Here is an 18,143-nt window from a genome sequence, read left to right on the forward strand (position 1 = left end):
TGGCGGTTGAAGATGCCGATTCGTGTCGATGCCTCCACGGCCACGGCCACGGCCACGGCCGTCCAACGTCACTGCTGCAGTACTTCCGCGAAGAAGCCGAGGTGAGGATCTTCCGGGGTACCGACGAGCAGTGCGCGGTCCAGGAGGATGTTGTTGTGCTCGCAGCTGGTCTCCGGGAGCATCACGCAGGCATGGCAGGCGGCCAGGTTGGTGCCGCCGGTGCCCGACGCCTCGGTCTCCACGCAGAGCGGGTCGGAGGAACACCACTCGGCGCGGTGGACGGCCGAGCGGATCGCCTGATCGAGACGGCCGGGTTCGCCTTGGGCCACGAGCCCGCCCAGGCTTCCGGCGGAGTCGTTGGTCGCCGTGTAGACGAGTACGCCGGCCATGTCGTCGGCGGCATACAGACGCTCCCGGAGCGCTGCGGCCGGATACCCCGCCTCCAGGCTCCACTCGTTGATGAGGACATGGGCCAGCGTGTGCAGGAGCACCATACGGGGAGCGGCCGGGGAAGGGATCGCTTCGCCCAGGTCACCCGCCCGCTCGTCCAACAGCCGTTGGTGGGCGGCACGCATCCGCTCGATCCGGGCGGTCACGGCCGGGACCTTCTCCCAGACGCCGAGGCGGTCCTCGGACAGTCGGAGGAACACACCCTCGCCGCGTACCTCCATGGCCGGAAGCCAGCGAAGGGGGGTCGCGGACAGCGGTACTTCCTTCGTGTCGGTCGTCGAGTCGGGGTCGGCGAGCCGGGTGAAGGCCTTCAGCGCGCGCACCTCGCGGAGCTTCTTGACGAGCATCGGGCCCGTGATGCCCAGCGGGACGAGCACGTCGCTGTTGCCCAGTGGGGTCTCGCAGACGAACTGCTCCTCGCGTACGTGCTCGCTCGCGTCGTTGCCCGAGCGGAGGCTCTCGTACTCCTTGACGCGCAGGGCGCGGTATCGATGGTCGAAGGAGGGCTGTGCTTCGACTTCGGGATCCTCCTCGCGTTCGGCGGCCAGCAGTGTCATCACCTCGTCCAGCGGGATGGGGCACCCTGCCGGGAACGCTCCGTCGAGATAGTCTTGGACCCGCCCGCGGTTGTCGTGTCTGCTGCGCAACGCCTTCCAGTGCTCGGCCAGTGGATCGGTGCGGCTGTCACTCCACGGCGGGATCGACAGCGCTGACTTCTGCACCGGCTGCCACACCGCCGAGGAACCACGTTGGAGCGTGCGCAGAGCCAACCCGCACTCCGGTGCGGGGACGGAGGAACCGAGCCATGGGCGGGATCCCCAGCATTTGAGGCCCAGGTCCTTGAGCGCGTTCCGGCGGAAGGAACCCTCCATCGAGACCTCGGGTGCTTTTCCGCATGTGCATGAGACGAGGATCGACCGGAGCGACGACGTACGGCCGGACGTTCGGAGCTTGAGCCGGCCGCCGCACTGGCCCGCTGTGGATGCACCCCGCTCGGTGGAGCGGTGCACCCACTGCCAATAGGGGAACTCCCCAAGATGCCCGTTCTCGCACGCCACCACGAAACGGGAGGGCACGAGATCGACCTCGCACGTGCCGCAGACGCTCCGGCCCGGTGGCGGGTTGAAGTCACGGTGTCGCTGGAGTTCGTTGCACTCGGGGCAGGAGTGCATGAGGGGGAAACGGCGGACCCGTACTCCGTCCTTGCTGCGGTCGTCGGACGCAGGGGGCAGCCGGAAGTGGTCCACTTCGAGTAGCCGCTCCAGCCGGCGCTCATGGATCCTGGGGGACTCCTCGGCGCTCCAGCTCGCGTCCGCGCTGTCCAGGCCCGAGACGACGAAGGACTCGTGATCCACGGCGATGAGTGATCCGACGCCGTAAGTGGTGATCGCCTGCGCACGGCGGACCGTACCGCGCCGTGGAAGGTTCTGGGTGGGGGCAGCGCCGTTCGCGGGGGTGCGGCGACGGCGGGCGGGAGGCGGGGTCATCTGGTTCCCTCCAGGAACAGGGCGGACTCGGCGTCGACGTCGCGCAGGCTCCACAGCGTGGACCACGCTTCGGCGTCCTCGACCTTGTCGTCGAAGGCTTTCAGCAGTGAAGGGATCCGACTGTGGCCCTTGGGGGGCTCGAAGACCAGGCCGCTGTTGATGTCGGCCGCATCGCACCACCAGTCGACGAACTCGTCGAAGGCCCTGGACACGGCGTCCGCCTCTTCCGGGGCGACTTCGCGGACGCGGTTCATGAGCACCGACTTGATGCGTCCCCGCAGGACGTGCTCGTAGGAATCGACCGCACCCGCGCCGCTGTTGTCCTGGGCGGCCGGGATCAGGATGCGGGCCAGTGCCACGATCACCGCGTGCAGCCCCCGATCGCGGGCGCGCGCCGAGAACGGTGTAACGGAGGTGGACTCGACCTCGCGATAGAGCGCCGAGTGGTAGTGCTGGAAGCTCTCGTAGTGTGAACGGTCCCTAGAGCGGGCCGAGTTGAGCATCACCGTGACCAGACCGGGATGGGCGCGACCGACGCGGCTGGTGGCCTGGATGTACTCGGCGGTCGTCTGCGGCTGCCCCATCACGGCCATCAGGCCGAGGCGGTCCACGTCCACACCCACCGCGATCATGTTGGTGGCGAGTAGCACGTCCACGGTGTCCTGGTCGGGGAGCCTTTTCTCGATGCCCTTGAGGCGGGTGGGGATATCGCTGGCGTCGATGCGGCTGGTCAGCTCCGAGTAGTTGGTGACCTGGCGGGCCGCCACACCCTCACGTTCCGCGAGTACTTCGAGGTAGGCCATCACGTCGTCGTGGACCTGAAGTTCGGCTGCGGAGAGCAGTCGGAGGCTGTTGAAGTAGCCGACCAGACTCCAGTACGCGTCACGCACATCGTCGGTGGTCTGTGCCTGCCCGGCCCGGTGCAGCAGTGTCGCGTAAGTACGGATCAACAGGGTGGACTGGCTGGTACCGGGGGCCAGCAGGCCGACGTAGCGCCTGCTCGCCTTCTCCTCGCGGGGTGTCTCCACTGCGAACCACGAGTCTCGGGCGTCCAGGCCGGCGGGCGGGAACTGGCGTACCTCGCGGTCGAATAGATGCCGACCCTGGTCCGCGGCTCGACGGATGGTGGCGGTGGAGGCGATCACCTTGGGCTGGTCGGCGAGAGCGTCGACGGCTGTCTCGTACAGGCCGGTAAGCGTCCCCAACGGGCCTGAGATCAGATGGAGTTCGTCCTGGACGATCAACTCCGGGGGAGGAGTGTTGCCGTTCGGGTCGTCGCGGTTGAAGAGAGCGGCGGTCTCCCAGCGCCAGGGCATCGACGCGAACTTGTCGACGGTGGCGATCACCAACGTCGGCCGGGCGGCGTAAACCGCCTCGTCGATCAGGTGGACGGGCAGCCCGTCGGCGAAGTCGCAGCCCTCCCCGGGGCAACGGACGTGCATCCGCGGTGCCACCTCGTCGACCTCGTAGTCCCGGGCGTCGAGACGGGTTCCGCACCAAGGGCAGGCGTGCAGTTGAACCGGGTTCTCGGTGGCGAGCCGCTTGTCCAGGTTCGCGCGCAGCTCCGCGAGCCGGGCATCGGCCTCGGCGAGCTTGTTGGGGGTGGCCGAACGTCCCACCCACATGCCGACGGAGAACTCCTCGCTGCCCAACTCGGGTGTGTTCCGCCGCAGTCTCTCCATGGCGCAGAGCAGGATCGCCGCGCGTTCGAACTGCTGGAGGGTGAGCAGTCGAAGCGTGTAGCGCATGAGGACGACGACACCACCGCCGTCCGCGCCTCGGCGGATGCGGCGGAGGAAGGAGGTGAGGGCGATCAGTCCCAGGTAGGCCTCGGTCTTGCCACCACCGGTGGGGAACCACAGGAGGTCGGAGATTTTCCGGTCGCGGTGTCCGGGGTTCTCGATCCCGGCCAGGCAGAGCAGGATGAACGTGATCTGGAATGGACGCCAACGGCCTTCGGTCGGGTCGGGGGCGCCGTGGCGCCCGTTCTTCACCCAGGCGCTGCGGGCCCGTTGGTCCGCCATGGCACGGTTGGCGAGCCGGAACGCGCGCATCAGATCGGGCTCGGTCCGCAACAACCCGATCCCCTCACGGATCCGGTCGAGCGCCTCGCGGCAGGCAGCCACCTGGTCCTGCGCAGGCTTCTCGTGGGAGCCGCCCACCAGGGCGTCCGCCTCGACCGCCTTCCGGTCGATCCAGCGTTCATAGCCCGAGGCGAGATCCTCCAGGGCGGCCAGAACCTCGATGTCGGGCCGCTCCGCCAGACCGAGCATGGACAGCGCCGAGCTGTCGATCTCCGGGTTGGAGTCGGTGAGCAGCACTTCCACGGTGGGGACGAACACGCTCCGAATCTCGGGGACGCCGGCCCGTACGGCCTCGTTCACGCCGATCGGCGCGGGCGTCCAGTCCCAGGCCGCGGCACAGCCGTGACCGACCGCGAAGGTCGGGGCATGACGGTGCAGCAGCCTGCTCGTGGCCATGTCCGGGTCGTACGCCGCAGCCGAGGCGGGACGTTCGACGAAGGCGGTGGAACCGTTGGTGGCCCGGACCGTCAGAGCGCACTGGAACAGGGCGAAGGCGTCTTGGAGGTCCCGCTCGCCCACCTTCTGGGTGTTGACCAGCGTGACGGTGACCGTCACCGTGCCGGTGTCCGGGTCCGGGCGGCGGACGTTCACCCGGAGCTGGGCCTTCTCGTCGAGATCTTCTCGTCTGTCGCTGTCGGGTGTCGTGACATCGATAGGGAAGTCCGGGAGGTCGAGTTCCTTGCGGCGCCACAGCTCCCGCTGGTCCGCGGTGGTGCGGGCCTCGGCTCTGCCGGCCGAGATCCGCTTGCCGTCGGCGTCGGTCGGCTCGTAGACAGCCGCGCGCGACGACACGACGATCGAACCGCTCTCGGTCGGGTCGACGGCGAAGGTCAGACCCATGGAGGAAGGACGACGATCCCCGGCGGCCGCGACCTCCTGCGCGGTTCCGGACTCCTCGGAGTCCTCACGTCGGAGCTCCGGAGCGACGTCCAAGCCGTCCACCTCGGCGGCGTTCTCGTCTCTGAGCGCCTTCGTGGCCCGCGGATAGAGCACACCGGTCAGATAGCGGTCGATGGGCGCGTCCTGGGTGAGGACCTCCTCGCGCTCCTCCGCCGCCGCGTCCGGCGAGGGGCCGAGCAGTTCACGGCGGAGTCCCGCCAGAAGTTCCTCGTCACGCACCCGGTAGTGCTCAGCGTGCCGGCCTGCCCCGTGTGTCATGCGCTCTGCTCCTCGTCCATGTCGGCTCGGCGGTATCGGCCGATACCGGTGATCCGTGGGGCGATCCACACGCCTCGGTCACCGAGTCCCGCGTTGGCGCCAGCGGCGATGCTGCCTGTCACCGTCTCCAGCGTGTCGATCCGCAGACCGTGGATTTCGTCGGGCCACCAGGGGTCCCAGGTGCGGCTGACCTTCTGCACCTGGAACAGCCCCTCGCGGAACCGACGCGACGCCTCCCCGATCTCCCGGCCGTCGTGCAGAAGGACGTACGGCGGGCTCTGCGCATCGCCCATGGGCAGGTTGTGCCGTCGGCGCAGCACCACTTCCTGGCCGGGACGGACCCGGTCCAGCAGATGAGCCTGGGTGGCCGCGGCGTCCGTCCCACGGCCGGGAGGGTCGTCCCGGCTCACGTCGCCCGCGGCGGCGACAATCCCGAATCTGTCGTACGACCGCCACGAACCCAGGAAGAGGCGGCCGTCGTGTCGTCTGCCGGATCTCTTGAAGTGCGGCAGCTCGGGCGGCGTCACGTGGTAGAGATCCTGGCGCGGACGAGTCATCGCCACGTACAGGGCGCGGGCCTCGGCGGGGAGGTCCAGTCCGTCCTTGTACCGCTTGTGGAGATCCGCGACGGTCGGGGGGGACAGGACCACCACCCGGTCGAACTCAAGGCCCTTGGCCCGGTGGACAGTTGAGACGACGATCCGTGCCGTCTCGGGGTCGGCGCCCTCGTCGGGGAACCTGCCCTCGGCGACCGTGCGACGCAACCGGTCCACGTCCAGCACACCGCGTCCGGCGCCGCGCGCCACCCGACGCAACACCGTCCACAGCGCGCTGGCGTCCGGCGAGTACGGTAAAGGGATCTCCATGAGCAGGGAGGAGAACCGGTCCTCGGTGAGGCTGGTTGCCTCCGTGCGGCGCAGCAGCTCGGCCACCCAGTAAGGAACCGGGCGCTCTTCGAGCGGTCGCCGCAACCGATGGTCGACACCGTGCGCATGCAACAACTCGGAGACCACGAGGGCCTGTTGATTGTCACGGGTGAGGACGGCGCAGGTGTCGGTCAGGTCCCTGAGGCCCGCCAGGGTGAACTCGTCGTCGAGGTCGCCCATGCCGTTCGCCGGGTCCAGGAGCAGGTCGCGCAGCCCGTCGTAGAGGTTCTCCGCCTCGCCCGGGTCGGAGAGCCGCTGGAGGCGGGGGCCGTACGCCAACGCGACCCGGGCCTCGGGCGTGGTGGCGCGGAAGTTCCGGGTGAGCCGCAACTCCACCAGGTCGTCGGGGTAGGAGCAGCGCAGCCAGTCGAAGAACCGGCCCGTCTCGTCGGCCCGTTCGGCGAGATCCTCGATCTGGAACCCGTACACGGACTGGGCCGCGTCTCCGACCACCGTGAAGCCACAACTCTCCTGGTACCGGTCGAGAAGCGCCTCCACCAACTCGCGGCGTCCGCCCAGCAGATCCTGCACCTCGTCGATCACGACGTGCGCCGGCGGGACGGCGTCGCCGATCTCCAACGCGCCCTTCTCGACCGCCTGCGCCGCAGCTGCGATCCGCTCGTCGAAGGCGACCGTGCCCCACTCGACATCCGGACGCGACTGCAGGAGCACCTCGTAGGCCCAGGCGTCGAACGTCCGGGCGCGCACCCGATGGGCACGTTCACCGTGCCGGGTGATCCGTTCGCGCAGTTCCCTGGCCGCCGCCCGGGAGAACGTCAGCACCAGGATCTCGGCGGCTTCCAGAGCCGCTTCCGGATCCTCGTTCCCGCACAGCGCGTCGAGCCGACGTACCAGGGTGTGGGTCTTGCCCGCGCCGGCCCCGGCGGTGACCAGGACCCGCGCGTCCCAAGGCTGTTCGACGACTGCCCGCTGCTCGTCAGTGAGCGAGGGACTGTCGAGGTAGGCGTCGATCACGCGCGGCTCCAGAGGTGCTCGAACTGGGTGAATGCGAGTTTGGTGTCGAAGTTGGCGATGTTGTCGCTGACGTTGAGGATCAGGCAGGTCTCCTCGCCGCCGTTCTTCGGGCCACGCAGACCACGACCGATCATCTGCTGGTACACGTTGGTGCTATACACCGGGCGGGCGACCACCACGACACGCGTGGCGGGAGCGTCGAAACCCTGGGCCAGAACACCGTAGTTGGTGAGGACCCGGATGCGTCCGTTGCGGAACTCTTCCACCCTCCGTCGCCGCTCCTGGGCACTCGTGGTGGCGTCCACGGCCGCGGACAGGATTCCGCGGTCGTTCAGCAGGGCCGCCAAATACTTGGCGTGGTCCACAGAGGTGGCGAAGAGCAAGGTCGGCCAGCCCTCAGGGAGATCGGCGACCGCGTCGACGATACGACGGCTGCGCTCGTGGTCGTCGGCCAGCCGCTGTTCGGCAGCCCGTGAGAGCATCGCCATCCGGTCGGCCTGGATCTTCTCGTCCCGGGTCAGCTCGATGTGACCGCCCTCCAGAGTGTGGTGTTCGACCTGCGCGAGCATTCCCCAGTTCTGCAGGTCCCGATAGGGATCACCGGACGGGAAGACGCCCTCGTCGAGGCGCCGGTTTCCGAAGCGGGTCACCAGCCGGCGGGTCTCCTCCTCGTTCGTGTTGCGGAACGGGGTGGCGGTCAGACCGAGCAGGTGTCGCTTTGTCTCGTACTGGGTGAGCCCCAGCCGGCTCAGGATCTCGGTGTACCGCTTGGAGATGGCGGTGTGGGCCTCGTCCACGATCACGAGCGACGAGTTGCGCAACCACGCGTACTCGTCGGTTTCCAGGCACCGCTCAAGCTTGGCGTCCGTGGCGACCACGAGATGCGGGTGCTCGACGACGTTGCCGATCTCGCTGCTGCTCCAGAGTCTGCTGATGGTCAGTGGGCAGTCCGCCCCGACCTTGCCCCAGACGAACTTCCAGCTCTGTACCGCCTGTTCGCACAGCTCCTCGGACTGCGCGATCCAGAGAATCGGTCCCTTCAGATCCCCGACGCGTTTGACCCAACGGATCACGGCCTCGGAGGTGACCCGCGTCTTGCCCGCGCCGGTGGGCAGGGAGAGCATGCCACGTTGTGGCGCCAGCCGGTCGAGCATGGTGGTGATGTTGCGGGCCAGATCCTCCTGGTACTCGTGAAGGCTCGGGAAGTCCCGGGGGCCGTCGATGGTCTCGGTCGACGGAGGGGTCGGGGTTCGTGAGCCCGCGAAGGCGGCCGGGAGGCGCAGGTTCGACACGAAGGCGACCGCTGACGACGAGCCGTTGTAGGAGAGTGGTGCATCGGGGAACCGGGCCTGGATGTCCCTGGCGTGCTGATGGAGCACACCGTCCCCGTGGGCGTTGAACGCCATCTGGGCGATCCGGCGGTCGGACGGCTCCGCCCCGTCGGTCTCCCGTCTCTCGGCTTCCACCAGCCCGTCGGGCAGCCCGGTCCGTAGGGCGTCCGCGCCGATCAGCAGCTCGATCTTCGTCACCACGTCATCGGAGTCGCGCACGGCCTTTCGCGCAGCCTGCAGCGCGCTGTCCCGAGCCACCTGCTCCTGGTGGTCCAGTACGGCCCGGCAGCCGGCCGCACCCAGTCCCAGCCCGAGTTCACGGTCGATCAGACGCAGCATCGGCTCGGGAGCCAGCGGCACCTGGACCTTGACCACGGTGTCCTGGCGCACCGCCTCCAGCGGCGAGGCATGGGTTCCGTTGGGAGTGCGGGTGATCTCCTCCAGTTCGGTGCAGCGCTGCACCAGGCTGTTGCGGTTCGAGCTGTTGAGACGCAGACGCAGACCGGGGTACAGCTCGACCAGCGGCACGGGGTCGCCGTCGACGACCTCCCGGGTCTCCTTGCTGATCACGTCGGAGTGGCGGAGCATGCCCCACTTCTCGACCATCAGTTCGGCGTCCCCGGCACTCGGCATCAGCAGCGCCGGAAGCCGCTCGGCGAGCAGGGCTCGGTACTCGACGGTCCCTACGGCGACAGTGATCTCGCCGTCCGGGCGCGTGCCCCACGTGTCACCGATCCGGCAGCGGGTGAGGGAGTCCTCGGGGAAGTCCGCGCCGACCCTGGTCAGCATCACGTACGTGGCTCCGACGAACGCGTCGTCCTCGCTGTGGGACACCTGGTCGAGGAGCGTCTCCCACCTGTCGCCCGGAACCTCGTCGATCGTGGCGGGGAGCCGCAGCTTGCGGGCCTTCTCGGGGGAGAGGTCGGCCACCGGCAGGACATCTCGATAGGCGCCGAGTTGCGGCCCGACCGCCTCGCGCAGCGGCTTGAGTCCCTGAGAGGTGGCGACGGTCCCGTACTTCCGCAACATCCAGCGGATCGGGGACATGACGGCCTGACGTGTCGCGCTCTGCGCGCCGATCTGACGGGTCCAGCTGTCCACCACGGCATCGTCGGGGAGCGCCTTGAGGAAGGCCGCTCGTGACTCTTCGGAGAGCGCGCGGAAGAGGTGCAGAGGACCACCGATCGGGGCGCCCTCCACCTTCATCCGGTTCAGCGTGGGACGAGGGGCACGGCTGTCGAGACCGCGCAGGTAGGCGGAGTGGACGGCTTCCCGATACTCGTCGAACCAGGCCTCTCCTTCCTTGGGCTGAACTCCCGGGACGGGGCGGTCCACCAGGCCGATCTGTGCGAAGAAGGGCACGTCGTCGGAGTGGAAGGACATGTCCACGGCCACTGTCTCGTCGCGTTGCGCGTCGACCACCGGGCCGGGCACCATGCAGTCCTCGACCGGGCGGAACCGCCCGTCGACGGTCCGTACATGCAGGATCGAGCGGGGTGTCGTCACCCGCTCCAGCACCTTGTGCCCCAACCGACGGATCCCGCCCAGGCGGAACAACTGCCAGAATCGCTCCCACTCCGCTCCCCGGTAGTCGTCGAAGCCCTGGTCCAGGACGCTGACGAAGCGGCCCTCGACATCGGCCTCGCGGATCCCGAGGACATTGAGGGCGTGGGCGAGCGACGGGTCCTGCCCGAGTGCGTCGACCACGTACACCGTGGACTCGGGTAGCCCGTCCTGCTCGGCGCGACGGAAGACCCGACCGGGCACGGGCGGTACGAGTCCGTGTTCCTCGGTGAGCACGATGTGCGCTTTGCGTGCCTCCGCCACGTGCGGGGAACGGGACTCGACCATGTCCGCGAGGATCCGGATCGCCACCGCGGAGGCTGGGGCATCGCCCGCCTCCACCAAGGCCTCCAGCCACGCACGGACGTCCGACCGCGCGTGCCCGGCCGCGTCCAGGATGTGCTGGACCTTTCCGGAGCGCAGGGTGTCGACCTCTACGGACGGGTGCAGCCAGTCCGAGGGGCGTCCCGGGCAGTCGTGCCACATCCGGAGCCAACCGGTCGTCTTCTTGGGGTCCTTGTCGAGCCGAGGATGCACGCGCAGCTCGGTCGGGACGCGCAGCACGCCGTCCTGGTCGGGCAGAGACGGACGAGTTGCCGTACAGGCCCAGATCTCCCGGGTCAGGAAATCGTCGGCCCAGCTGATCGTTTCCTTGGTACGCCCGGGAAGCAGGGGTAGGTAGGCGGCGGGGTCCTTGACGGGGGCGAGCGCGGGGAGCGAATCGACGACCAAGGCCGCCGCGACCCTGATCATCTCCTGGTTGAAGGGAGAGGAGTCCAGCAGGTTCTGCCTGTCCTCGTTCGTCTTCCACGCGCCGTTGACGATGCCGCTCAACGACATCTCGTACTTCGTGGGGAAGAAGGACCAGAACGTGCCGCGGCCACGCGTCTGAGGGTTGACGTACAGCCCGCTCTCCGGGTCCTCGTGAAGAGCGGGGACGGCCCAGGACAGATCGAGGGCGAGTCGGTCGTGGAGTTCTCCCGCGTCCGCGCGGGCGGCCGGCCCCGGCTCGTGGGAGATGGTGAACACCCGCCAGTCCTCGGAGGCGGTGGCCTTCCCGGTCCTCTCCTCGATCACGGTGCGCAGATCACCGGACTGCCGTGTCGTCAGAACCCGGCGAGCCACGGGACGGGGGCGACGGTCCTCCAGTACGACCATCGCGACGTGCGGGGAGAAGAGCTGGAAACCGGTGGGGAACTCGTCGCGGGGCAGACCATGGTCCTTGGCGCGGCCTCCATGCATGTCCTTGCCCAGCCGGTCGTCGGCATCGGGGAGCAGTGGCAGGCGGACGACGGTGGTCGCCCAGGCCAGCAGTTCGTGCAGGATCGGATCGCCGGCGCGCTCGGCCGCCATGTCGAGCGGGCGGGCCATACGGAGTACAGGAGCGTCGAATTCCGGGCCGTAGCGAGCAGTCACATCGGGGACGGAACGGATCTGGTCGTACGACCAGGCGCGGTCGAAACCGAAACTTCCGGAACTGCTAAAGAATTCAGGTGCGTCGGTCACGACGAGCACCGACTTCACGCCCACACCGAAACGTCCGATCTGGCCTCCGCGCTTTTTTGACATGCTCATCCGGAGGATTGTCTCCGCACCTTCCGCAGTGACTGGACTTCCCTCGTTAGCGCAGTACAGATGGGTCCCGGTAAGGACCACATGGACTCTTCCGCCAGGCTCGGAGGCGATCTCGTCGGCTGCGTTCTGAACTAGTTCAAAAAGTTGACGATCTCCGTATCCGCCTTGGGTGATACGGCGTTCTCCATTGGCGTGCTCGGCCACGAGACCGGGGTCGACAGAATAGGTTTGGAGGACTCGGGATGATTGTTCTAGAACAGTTCTGATAACAGCAGCGGACGGCGATGTCATTGCTCCAGCACTCCTGTCGATGCAAAGGTCCGGAAGAAAATGGGGAGCGCCGGGCCGGCGGTACGTCTCGCCGGCCCATCCGCTTCCGTCACGCCACGCTGTCCAAACGGCTGATGCTCCGGGACGGCATGCGTTGTTGCTGGTGGGGGGGGGACTCTACTCAGGTGTGGGGTGTCTCGTCAGGAAGGTCCGCGACCTGCTTGGCCAGGTCGGGAAAGTTGTCGGAGACGTACTCGTCGGTCGTCTCGAACCACTGGATGATGCTCGCTGCCTCCGCCTTGCTCTTCGCCGTCATGATGGCCAAAGAAAAAGAACTCAGGTCGCGACCCGAAAACATGTAATCGTCGTCGCTCTGTCCGTCCATGAAAATGTAAGCCCCCTGTGATGTCGTATATTTTAGAAATATGGCAGGGGGTTGAATTCGGGCATGGATAACCCCCGTGGCTGAGTTGCGTTTCGCTTACTCCGAACCACGGTAGCGGGTCCGCTTGGTGTTCCGCCAGTGCCTAGGGTGAAGGCAGGCCGGTGGCAATTACTGGAACTGTTCCGGGTGGAAGAGATCTGAATTTTGGACAGAGCTCTCCTAAAGGTCGATCGCCTTCTCTTGTGGAGAAGTTGAACGAGACGGCTAATCCGCCGGGTGAAACCCTACCGTTCGTATGGGAGGGCGTCAATGTCAGTTCCGTCCGACCTGAACGGTCCTGTCTGGCGAGAAGGTGAATCAGGGCAAATTGGGACCAATGTGGGCATTTGGATGAGCTTAATCAACCCGCTTGGAGCCTGTGGTGCGATCAACTGTCAGTTGACAGCCTTCCTTGCGTCAAATTAGCCTCCTCGTCGCCGCAGGCGATCCGTCTGTGGCTCCCAGCTAGGAGCAGGTGGCGCGTGGAGACAGGTGAGGAGTTCGGGCCCTGGCTGGCCCGGCAGCTCAAACTCGCGGGCAGGACGCAGGCCGAACTGGCCGAGGAACTACAACTGACACGGGCCGCGGTCTCCGCGTGGATCACTGGCAGGTCAACCCCGCGCCCCACGGTCATGGCCGACATCGCCAGGGCGCTCGGCACGGACCTCGGCACGGTGCACACCCGTACCACCGACACTCAGATCGGCCTGCCGATCACCTGGTACCACCGCCGCGGTTATGCCGATGGCGGGCGTGACCTGGGCAATGCCGCCGCGTTCGCCTTTGACGCCGACGTACAGGTGCTCGCCCGGGAGACCTGCCAGAACAGCCTCGACGAGCGTCTCGCCGAGAACGGACGGCCGGTCAGGATCCGTTACACCTTGCACGAGTTGACGGGTGAGGCGCTCGACGCCTTCCGAGAGGCGATCCTCTGGAACGAACTGTTCCCGCACTACTCCGCCGTCTCGGAGAGTGCTGGCAGCCAGAAGGTCGGCCGGGTCGTGGACGCCGGGGTGCGCGACATGTACGAGAAGGGGCGTCTGCTCCTGCTGCGGATTGACGACTACAACGCCTCGGGACTCGTCGGTGACGACTACGAGGACGGCAAGTTCGCCGCGGTGGTCAGACGTCAGCTGGAAAGCCTGAAGTCGGGCCACGGTGCGGGTGGTTCCTACGGACTGGGCAAGGCGACGCTCTGGGCCACGAGTGCCCTGGGGCTCGTGCTCATCAACTCCACGTTGTCGGTCCCGCACGAGGGTCGCAGGGAACGGCGGGTCGTCGGACGGCTCGAGCTGCCCTGGCGGCAGGTCGACGGCCGCCAGTACGCGGGCCCCGCCTGGTTCGGCCGCCCGGACCCCGAATCGGAGGGAGCCGAAGTCGTCCGCTCATGGTGGGCGGACGAGGAGACGGTGGAGCGTCTGCACCTCACGCGCGACAACGACGAGCCCGGCACCTCCTTCCTCGTCGTCGGAGCGCACGATGTCGCCAGCCTCGACGAGAAGGCGACCGACATCGAACTCGACGCCGAACCGGACGACTTGGACCAGGACACCCACGAGGACACCCGGGACCTGAAGAAGATGCACCGACGCCTGGTCACCGCCCTGGGGCGGGACTTCTGGGCGGCGATGACCGGCGGTGGCAACAGGCTCCCTCTGCTGGAGGCATCCGTCCGCTCCCTGCGCAACGGCGAGGTCGTCGTCCCCGAGGAGCAGGTGGATCCCACTCGCGAACAGCCCTCGCGGACGCGAGCCCTCAGGGCGCACTACGAAGGTGCCACTGTCGATCGGCTCACCGAAGCCGGACAGGTGGCGGCACGCAACGTGCCCCTGAAGCTGCCACGCTCTGGAGGCGCCGCCGGCACTCTGGGCACGCATCAGGCGATTCTGCTGGTCACCGAGGACACGCAGGACAGGGACGGGGACAAGAACCAGGTGCACTCGCTGCGCGGCAACCGGATGACCGTCAAGACTGCCGGTGTACCGAGGATGCCGGTCGGGACCAACCCTTTCCAGGCCGTTCTCCTGGTGGGAGAGGCCGCGGGGGAATCGGTTCCTTTCGCGAAGGAGGCCGAGGAGTTCCTGCGGGCGTCCGAACCGCCCGAGCACGATCGATGGGGGCAGACAGAGGAACTGACCCTCCGCTGGTCGCCCACCGCCTACCGTCGTATCAACCAGCTGACCACCGAGGTCAACACCGCGGTCAAGGAGATCGTGGTCCGTCCCCGGCGTACCAGGGCGGAGGGGGGGGAAGCCCTGCGCAAGGCGTTGACCGTGCGCGCCAAACCTCAGGCCAAGGTTCCCACAGGGCCGGTGGTCCCGGTGCTGGACGGTCTGGAGGCGACTGTCGGCGATGCCGGGGAATGGCAGATCGTCGCCGAGATCAGCATCCCCAAAGGTGACGAGATCACTCCGATGGTGCCGTTCGCTCAACTGGACGTGCGCTCAGGGGGGCTCCCGCGACTGGACTGGGCGGAACTGGTCGCGATCGAGGGCTGCGAGGTGCAGGACGGTGTCCTCTACTTCTCGCCCGGGACACGTCGTGCGAAGTTCCGGGGGGCCACCGACGTCACCAGCCATCCGGTCAGAACCACGTTCACCCGCCTCGTCGTCGAACTGCGGGCCGGCAAGGGGGAATGACACTGTGAAGATCTACCCCTACAAACGACTCAACAGGCCTGTCTCGCTCAGGGTGACCTCGGTGTCGATCAGGCTCGCTGACGGGACCCGCGACCCGTTGGAGACCACCGCGTACTCCACTCAACAGCAGACCGTCGCTCTCGGTGTGGCCGGTCATGACGGCTGGGTGAGCGCCGCGATCCACCTGTCGGCGACCCTGCCCCCCGGGGCGAACGCACCCGATGCGGCATGGTCCGACCTGGCCGTCCTCGCCGTGCTGACAGACGGCGAGACCAACGTCCGTACCTCCGTGAGGCTCGACCGCGACACGGAGGACGGCCGGGACTGGTCCGGTTCGTTGGAGGTCGTCCGAGACGACCACATGGGGCGGGCCACTCTGGCCGTCCTCGCGGTGGGCACCGTGGACGGCGTGCCCGGACGGGCCGTCGCCGAGACCGACCGTAGCTGGATCGTCGACACCGTCTCCGAGGAACCCGTCCGCGGGCTTCAACTGGAAGTGCAGAAGGCCTCGTTCCAGAAGAGCTCCCGGGAATGGCTGCGCGCGTACGCCGACGCCCCGTGGATCGTGGACCCCGCGGCGCGCGTCCCTACCGTGTGGGTCAACACCGAACTCGAAGGCGTCATGGACCTGTTGGGCAGTGGCGGTTCGGGACTTGAGAGCAAGGTGCGCGACCTCCTGGTCGCCCAGATGGCCACCGACGTCTGGACCGCGGTGTTCCACGCCGCCGTCGGCGACCTGGAGGTGGAACCCGAGGGCAGCCCGGTGTTCCCGACCGACTGGCAGGGTGAGGTGTTGAGGGAGATGCTTCCCGACGTCGTTCCTGGGGTGCACGTCGAGGAGGCACTGCGTCAGGTCCACCGACGGCGCACCGGGGAGTCCGGCTGGCCGGAACTCCAGACCCGCATCCACTACGCGGCGGTCCGCCGCGCCGAAGCCCGCAAGGCCCTCGGATTCGTCATCCGGGGCCTGGAGCAGACGAACCGAGCAGGTGAGGCATGATCACCCGACCGAACCACGTGCCGGAACGGCTTGGGCTGCTCGCCGCCTCGGCGATGGACCCGTTCCTCACCGAACAGTTGATCGCGGGCGAACAGGTGCACGGCGGCGTCGACCTGGCGAAGGTCGTGGAGCCGCTGCCCGAGGACGACGCGAGGTGGGCGGTCGAACCGCTCCGGGGCCTGGTCGAGGACGCCATGTTCGAGTTCCGGGAGGACCGGACGCAGGCCGATGCGTGGCTGGCGCCCCGGCTCCACGCCACACTCCGTCTGACGCGACGGGAAGCCGCGGACAAACGCCTCTGGAACCACTTCGCCCTCGCCGTGGCCCCCGACTACGTGACCTGGCGGCATCTCTCGGCCGCGACCCCGAACAGGCCGGAGCGGCGTATCGTTCCCGAACGGTTCCGGGGTGCCGCGGACCGCCAGTGCTTCTCCCGCCTTTGGTGGGCCGCCGAACTCTTCCGGAACGGTCCGGACTACGAGCCGGTCGAGACGGCGTGCGGAAACCAGGACCTCATCCATACCGTCCTCCGTCAGGAACTGATCGACCATCGTCCGTCGGCCCAGGCCATCGTCCGACTGCTGAAGACCGGACGGGTCACCACCGGGCGCGAGATCAACGGTCTCTGCACGGCGATCAGCGCAGCCGGAGCGACGCTGATCTACGACGTCATCGGGCCGGACATCTCCAAGGACCCCGCCCGGATGCGGGACTGGGTCGCGGAGGCCGAGTCCGCGCCGCCGGTGGGGAGACACAGCCTTCCTCAGGGCCCTGACGAGGATCAGGTACCGGAGGAATCCGTCGCCGCGCTCACCGCCTGCTTCGAGGATCTCTTCGCGACCGCGCCGGTCAGAGGGAGGAAGAGCGCTGATTGACGAGTGCGGACGGACGCCGTGCGGCTCCGACGACGGCCGGACCCGTCGTCGGAGGGACGGAGCGCGGAGGGTGCTGGGTGGAGGGGCTCGGGCACTTCTCGGTGCAGGAGTCGGAATCACCGCAACCATCTCTGCGCAGCTTGGCCCGCTGGCTCTCGGTGGCTCGCTGCCAGGGCTTGCGCAGCACATCCGCATCCGGTGCCGGCAGGTCGAGCGCGGCACTCAACAGGTGCGCGCCGAACAGGGGCGGCACTGCGTTGCCCACCTGCTGGGCCTGCGCCGTGCCGGACCACGGATAGTCCGGCGGGAAGCTCTGTAGCATCCCCGCCTCGTTCATGTGGAACCGGTCGCCCTCGAAGACGATGTTCTCGTCGAGATGTTCGAAGACCACGAAACGGGAAATGCGCCCGGTGACCGTGGTGGCCGGCTGCTGATCGGTCCGCACCCCACGCCGGCCGGGAATCCCCGAACTGCCGTAGTTGGAGCGGACGAGGAAAGGCACAGTACGTCCTGGGTGTTCGCCCACCGGGTCCGCGAGGACGTCGCCCATCGACCGCCAAGGCAGCAGGGTCGAGTCGTCCAAAGGCTCAGTGTCCTCGTCGAGTGTCGGTTGCCGGGCCTGGTCCGTCTGTTGTCCGTTCCGCCGGTTCCACGCTTTCGCGTCGTAGACCCAGTGGGTGGCCTGCGGGAGATAGGGGGGGCCGAGTCCCTCACGGCGGGCGATCAGTACAGCGCGGGACCGCGTCTGCGGCACCCCGTAGGTCTCGGTGGAGAGGACTCCGACGGTGACGTCGTACTTGGTGCCGTCGGGCAGGCCTGTCTCCTCCAGCACTGTGGCGTAGTGCTCCCAGAGAGCAATGACCGCCGGTACCTGCTCCAGGACGATGACGTCGTAGGGCCGTCCACCACGGTTCGGGCTCCGGGTCGCCTGGATCGCGTACCGGAGGGGTTCCAACACCATCGCGGTCCGCGGGTCGCTCAGGGTGCTGAGATCCTTGTCGATGGCCTCGTCGGAGTCACCCGCTGTCAGCCGTTCGATGTATCCCTTGACCTCCTCCAGGGCCTGACGCCCGGCACCTTTCCCGGCCACGGAGTACGTCTGGCATGGCGGGCCGCCGGCGAGCATGTTGATCTCCGGCGGCAGGGATTCGAACGCGTCCCGGCGTACCGCGCTCACATCGGCGTGGAGGGTCTCCAACCCTGCGGCGTACCGCGTGAGGCACGCGCTCCGATCCCACTCGATGCCGAGACTCCGGATGTCGAGAGCGTGCCCGGCGACGTCCAGGCCTCCCGGGCCGGCGAAAAGGTCCAGGATGTATGGATTGCCCAGAATCGATTGCTGGGGCGCCGTGCTGCTCATGAGGCGGAGTCTAGCCGGCCCAAAGA

9 protein-coding genes are annotated in these 18,143 nt (G+C 67.8%); 3 read left to right on the forward strand and 6 right to left on the reverse strand.

Annotated features, from left to right (window positions below; genetic code table 11):
- Positions 1-68: 68 nt before the first annotated feature.
- From drmB to ACQHII_RS30160, 5 genes are all read right to left on the reverse strand, one after another.
- Positions 69-1,937 carry a DrmB family protein gene (gene drmB, locus ACQHII_RS30140; RefSeq protein ID WP_427922215.1) on the reverse strand — a complete coding sequence of 623 codons (1,869 nt, stop codon included), beginning with the start codon at positions 1,935-1,937 and terminating at the stop codon, positions 69-71.
- Positions 1,934-5,179: a helicase-related protein gene (locus ACQHII_RS30145; protein WP_427922217.1), complete on the reverse strand. Its 3,246-nt coding sequence runs from the start codon at positions 5,177-5,179 to the stop codon at positions 1,934-1,936. The genes drmB and ACQHII_RS30145 overlap by 4 nt, the downstream gene beginning before the upstream one ends.
- Complete coding sequence (locus ACQHII_RS30150; RefSeq protein WP_427922218.1) at positions 5,176-7,080, reverse strand: UvrD-helicase domain-containing protein; 1,905 nt, start codon at positions 7,078-7,080, stop codon at positions 5,176-5,178. Before ACQHII_RS30150 ends, ACQHII_RS30145 begins: the two co-directional genes overlap by 4 nt.
- Positions 7,077-11,840 (reverse strand): DEAD/DEAH box helicase, encoded by a 4,764-nt coding sequence (locus ACQHII_RS30155; RefSeq protein ID WP_427922219.1) that lies wholly within the window; start codon positions 11,838-11,840, stop codon positions 7,077-7,079. Before ACQHII_RS30155 ends, ACQHII_RS30150 begins: the two co-directional genes overlap by 4 nt.
- A gap of 160 nt (positions 11,841-12,000) precedes the next feature.
- Complete coding sequence (locus ACQHII_RS30160; RefSeq protein ID WP_427922220.1) at positions 12,001-12,135, reverse strand: hypothetical protein; 135 nt, start codon at positions 12,133-12,135, stop codon at positions 12,001-12,003.
- A 590-nt stretch (positions 12,136-12,725) separates the two neighbouring features.
- On the opposite strand from ACQHII_RS30160, the gene ACQHII_RS30165 reads away from it, so the two are divergent.
- The 3 genes from ACQHII_RS30165 to ACQHII_RS30175 are packed head-to-tail and all read left to right on the forward strand — an operon-like array spanning position 12,726 to position 16,757.
- A complete protein-coding gene (locus ACQHII_RS30165; protein WP_427922221.1) occupies positions 12,726-14,882 on the forward strand; it encodes a helix-turn-helix transcriptional regulator in 2,157 nt (718 codons plus the stop codon).
- A 4-nt stretch (positions 14,883-14,886) separates the two neighbouring features.
- Positions 14,887-15,882 (forward strand): hypothetical protein, encoded by a 996-nt coding sequence (locus ACQHII_RS30170; RefSeq protein WP_427922222.1) that lies wholly within the window; start codon positions 14,887-14,889, stop codon positions 15,880-15,882.
- Positions 15,879-16,757: a DUF6339 family protein gene (locus tag ACQHII_RS30175; protein ID WP_427922223.1), complete on the forward strand. Its 879-nt coding sequence runs from the start codon at positions 15,879-15,881 to the stop codon at positions 16,755-16,757. Before ACQHII_RS30170 ends, ACQHII_RS30175 begins: the two co-directional genes overlap by 4 nt.
- On the opposite strand, the gene ACQHII_RS30180 is transcribed toward ACQHII_RS30175, so the two are convergent.
- Positions 16,732-18,117, reverse strand: a complete 1,386-nt coding sequence (locus ACQHII_RS30180) for a DNA cytosine methyltransferase (protein WP_427922224.1) — start codon at positions 18,115-18,117, stop codon at positions 16,732-16,734. The two genes, ACQHII_RS30175 and ACQHII_RS30180, sit on opposite strands and share 26 nt — an antisense overlap.
- Between the last annotated feature and the right edge of the window lie 26 nt (positions 18,118-18,143).

It is taken from the genome of Streptomyces sp. cg40 (assembly GCF_050320165.1).
Lineage (GTDB): Bacteria > Actinomycetota > Actinomycetes > Streptomycetales > Streptomycetaceae > Streptomyces > Streptomyces hokutonensis.

What these genes read in the sequence shown, in the direction of transcription:
- ACQHII_RS30180 (WP_427922224.1), bottom strand. Translation starts at nt 18,117, where the DNA reads ATGAGCAGCACGGCGCCCCAGCAATCGATTCTGGGCAATCCATACATC.
- ACQHII_RS30155 (WP_427922219.1), bottom strand. Translation starts at nt 11,840, where the DNA reads ATGACATCGCCGTCCGCTGCTGTTATCAGAACTGTTCTAGAACAATCA.
- ACQHII_RS30145 (WP_427922217.1), bottom strand. Translation starts at nt 5,179, where the DNA reads ATGACACACGGGGCAGGCCGGCACGCTGAGCACTACCGGGTGCGTGAC.
- ACQHII_RS30175 (WP_427922223.1), top strand. Translation starts at nt 15,879, where the DNA reads ATGATCACCCGACCGAACCACGTGCCGGAACGGCTTGGGCTGCTCGCC.
- drmB (WP_427922215.1), bottom strand. Translation starts at nt 1,937, where the DNA reads ATGACCCCGCCTCCCGCCCGCCGTCGCCGCACCCCCGCGAACGGCGCT.
- ACQHII_RS30160 (WP_427922220.1), bottom strand. Translation starts at nt 12,135, where the DNA reads ATGACGGCGAAGAGCAAGGCGGAGGCAGCGAGCATCATCCAGTGGTTC.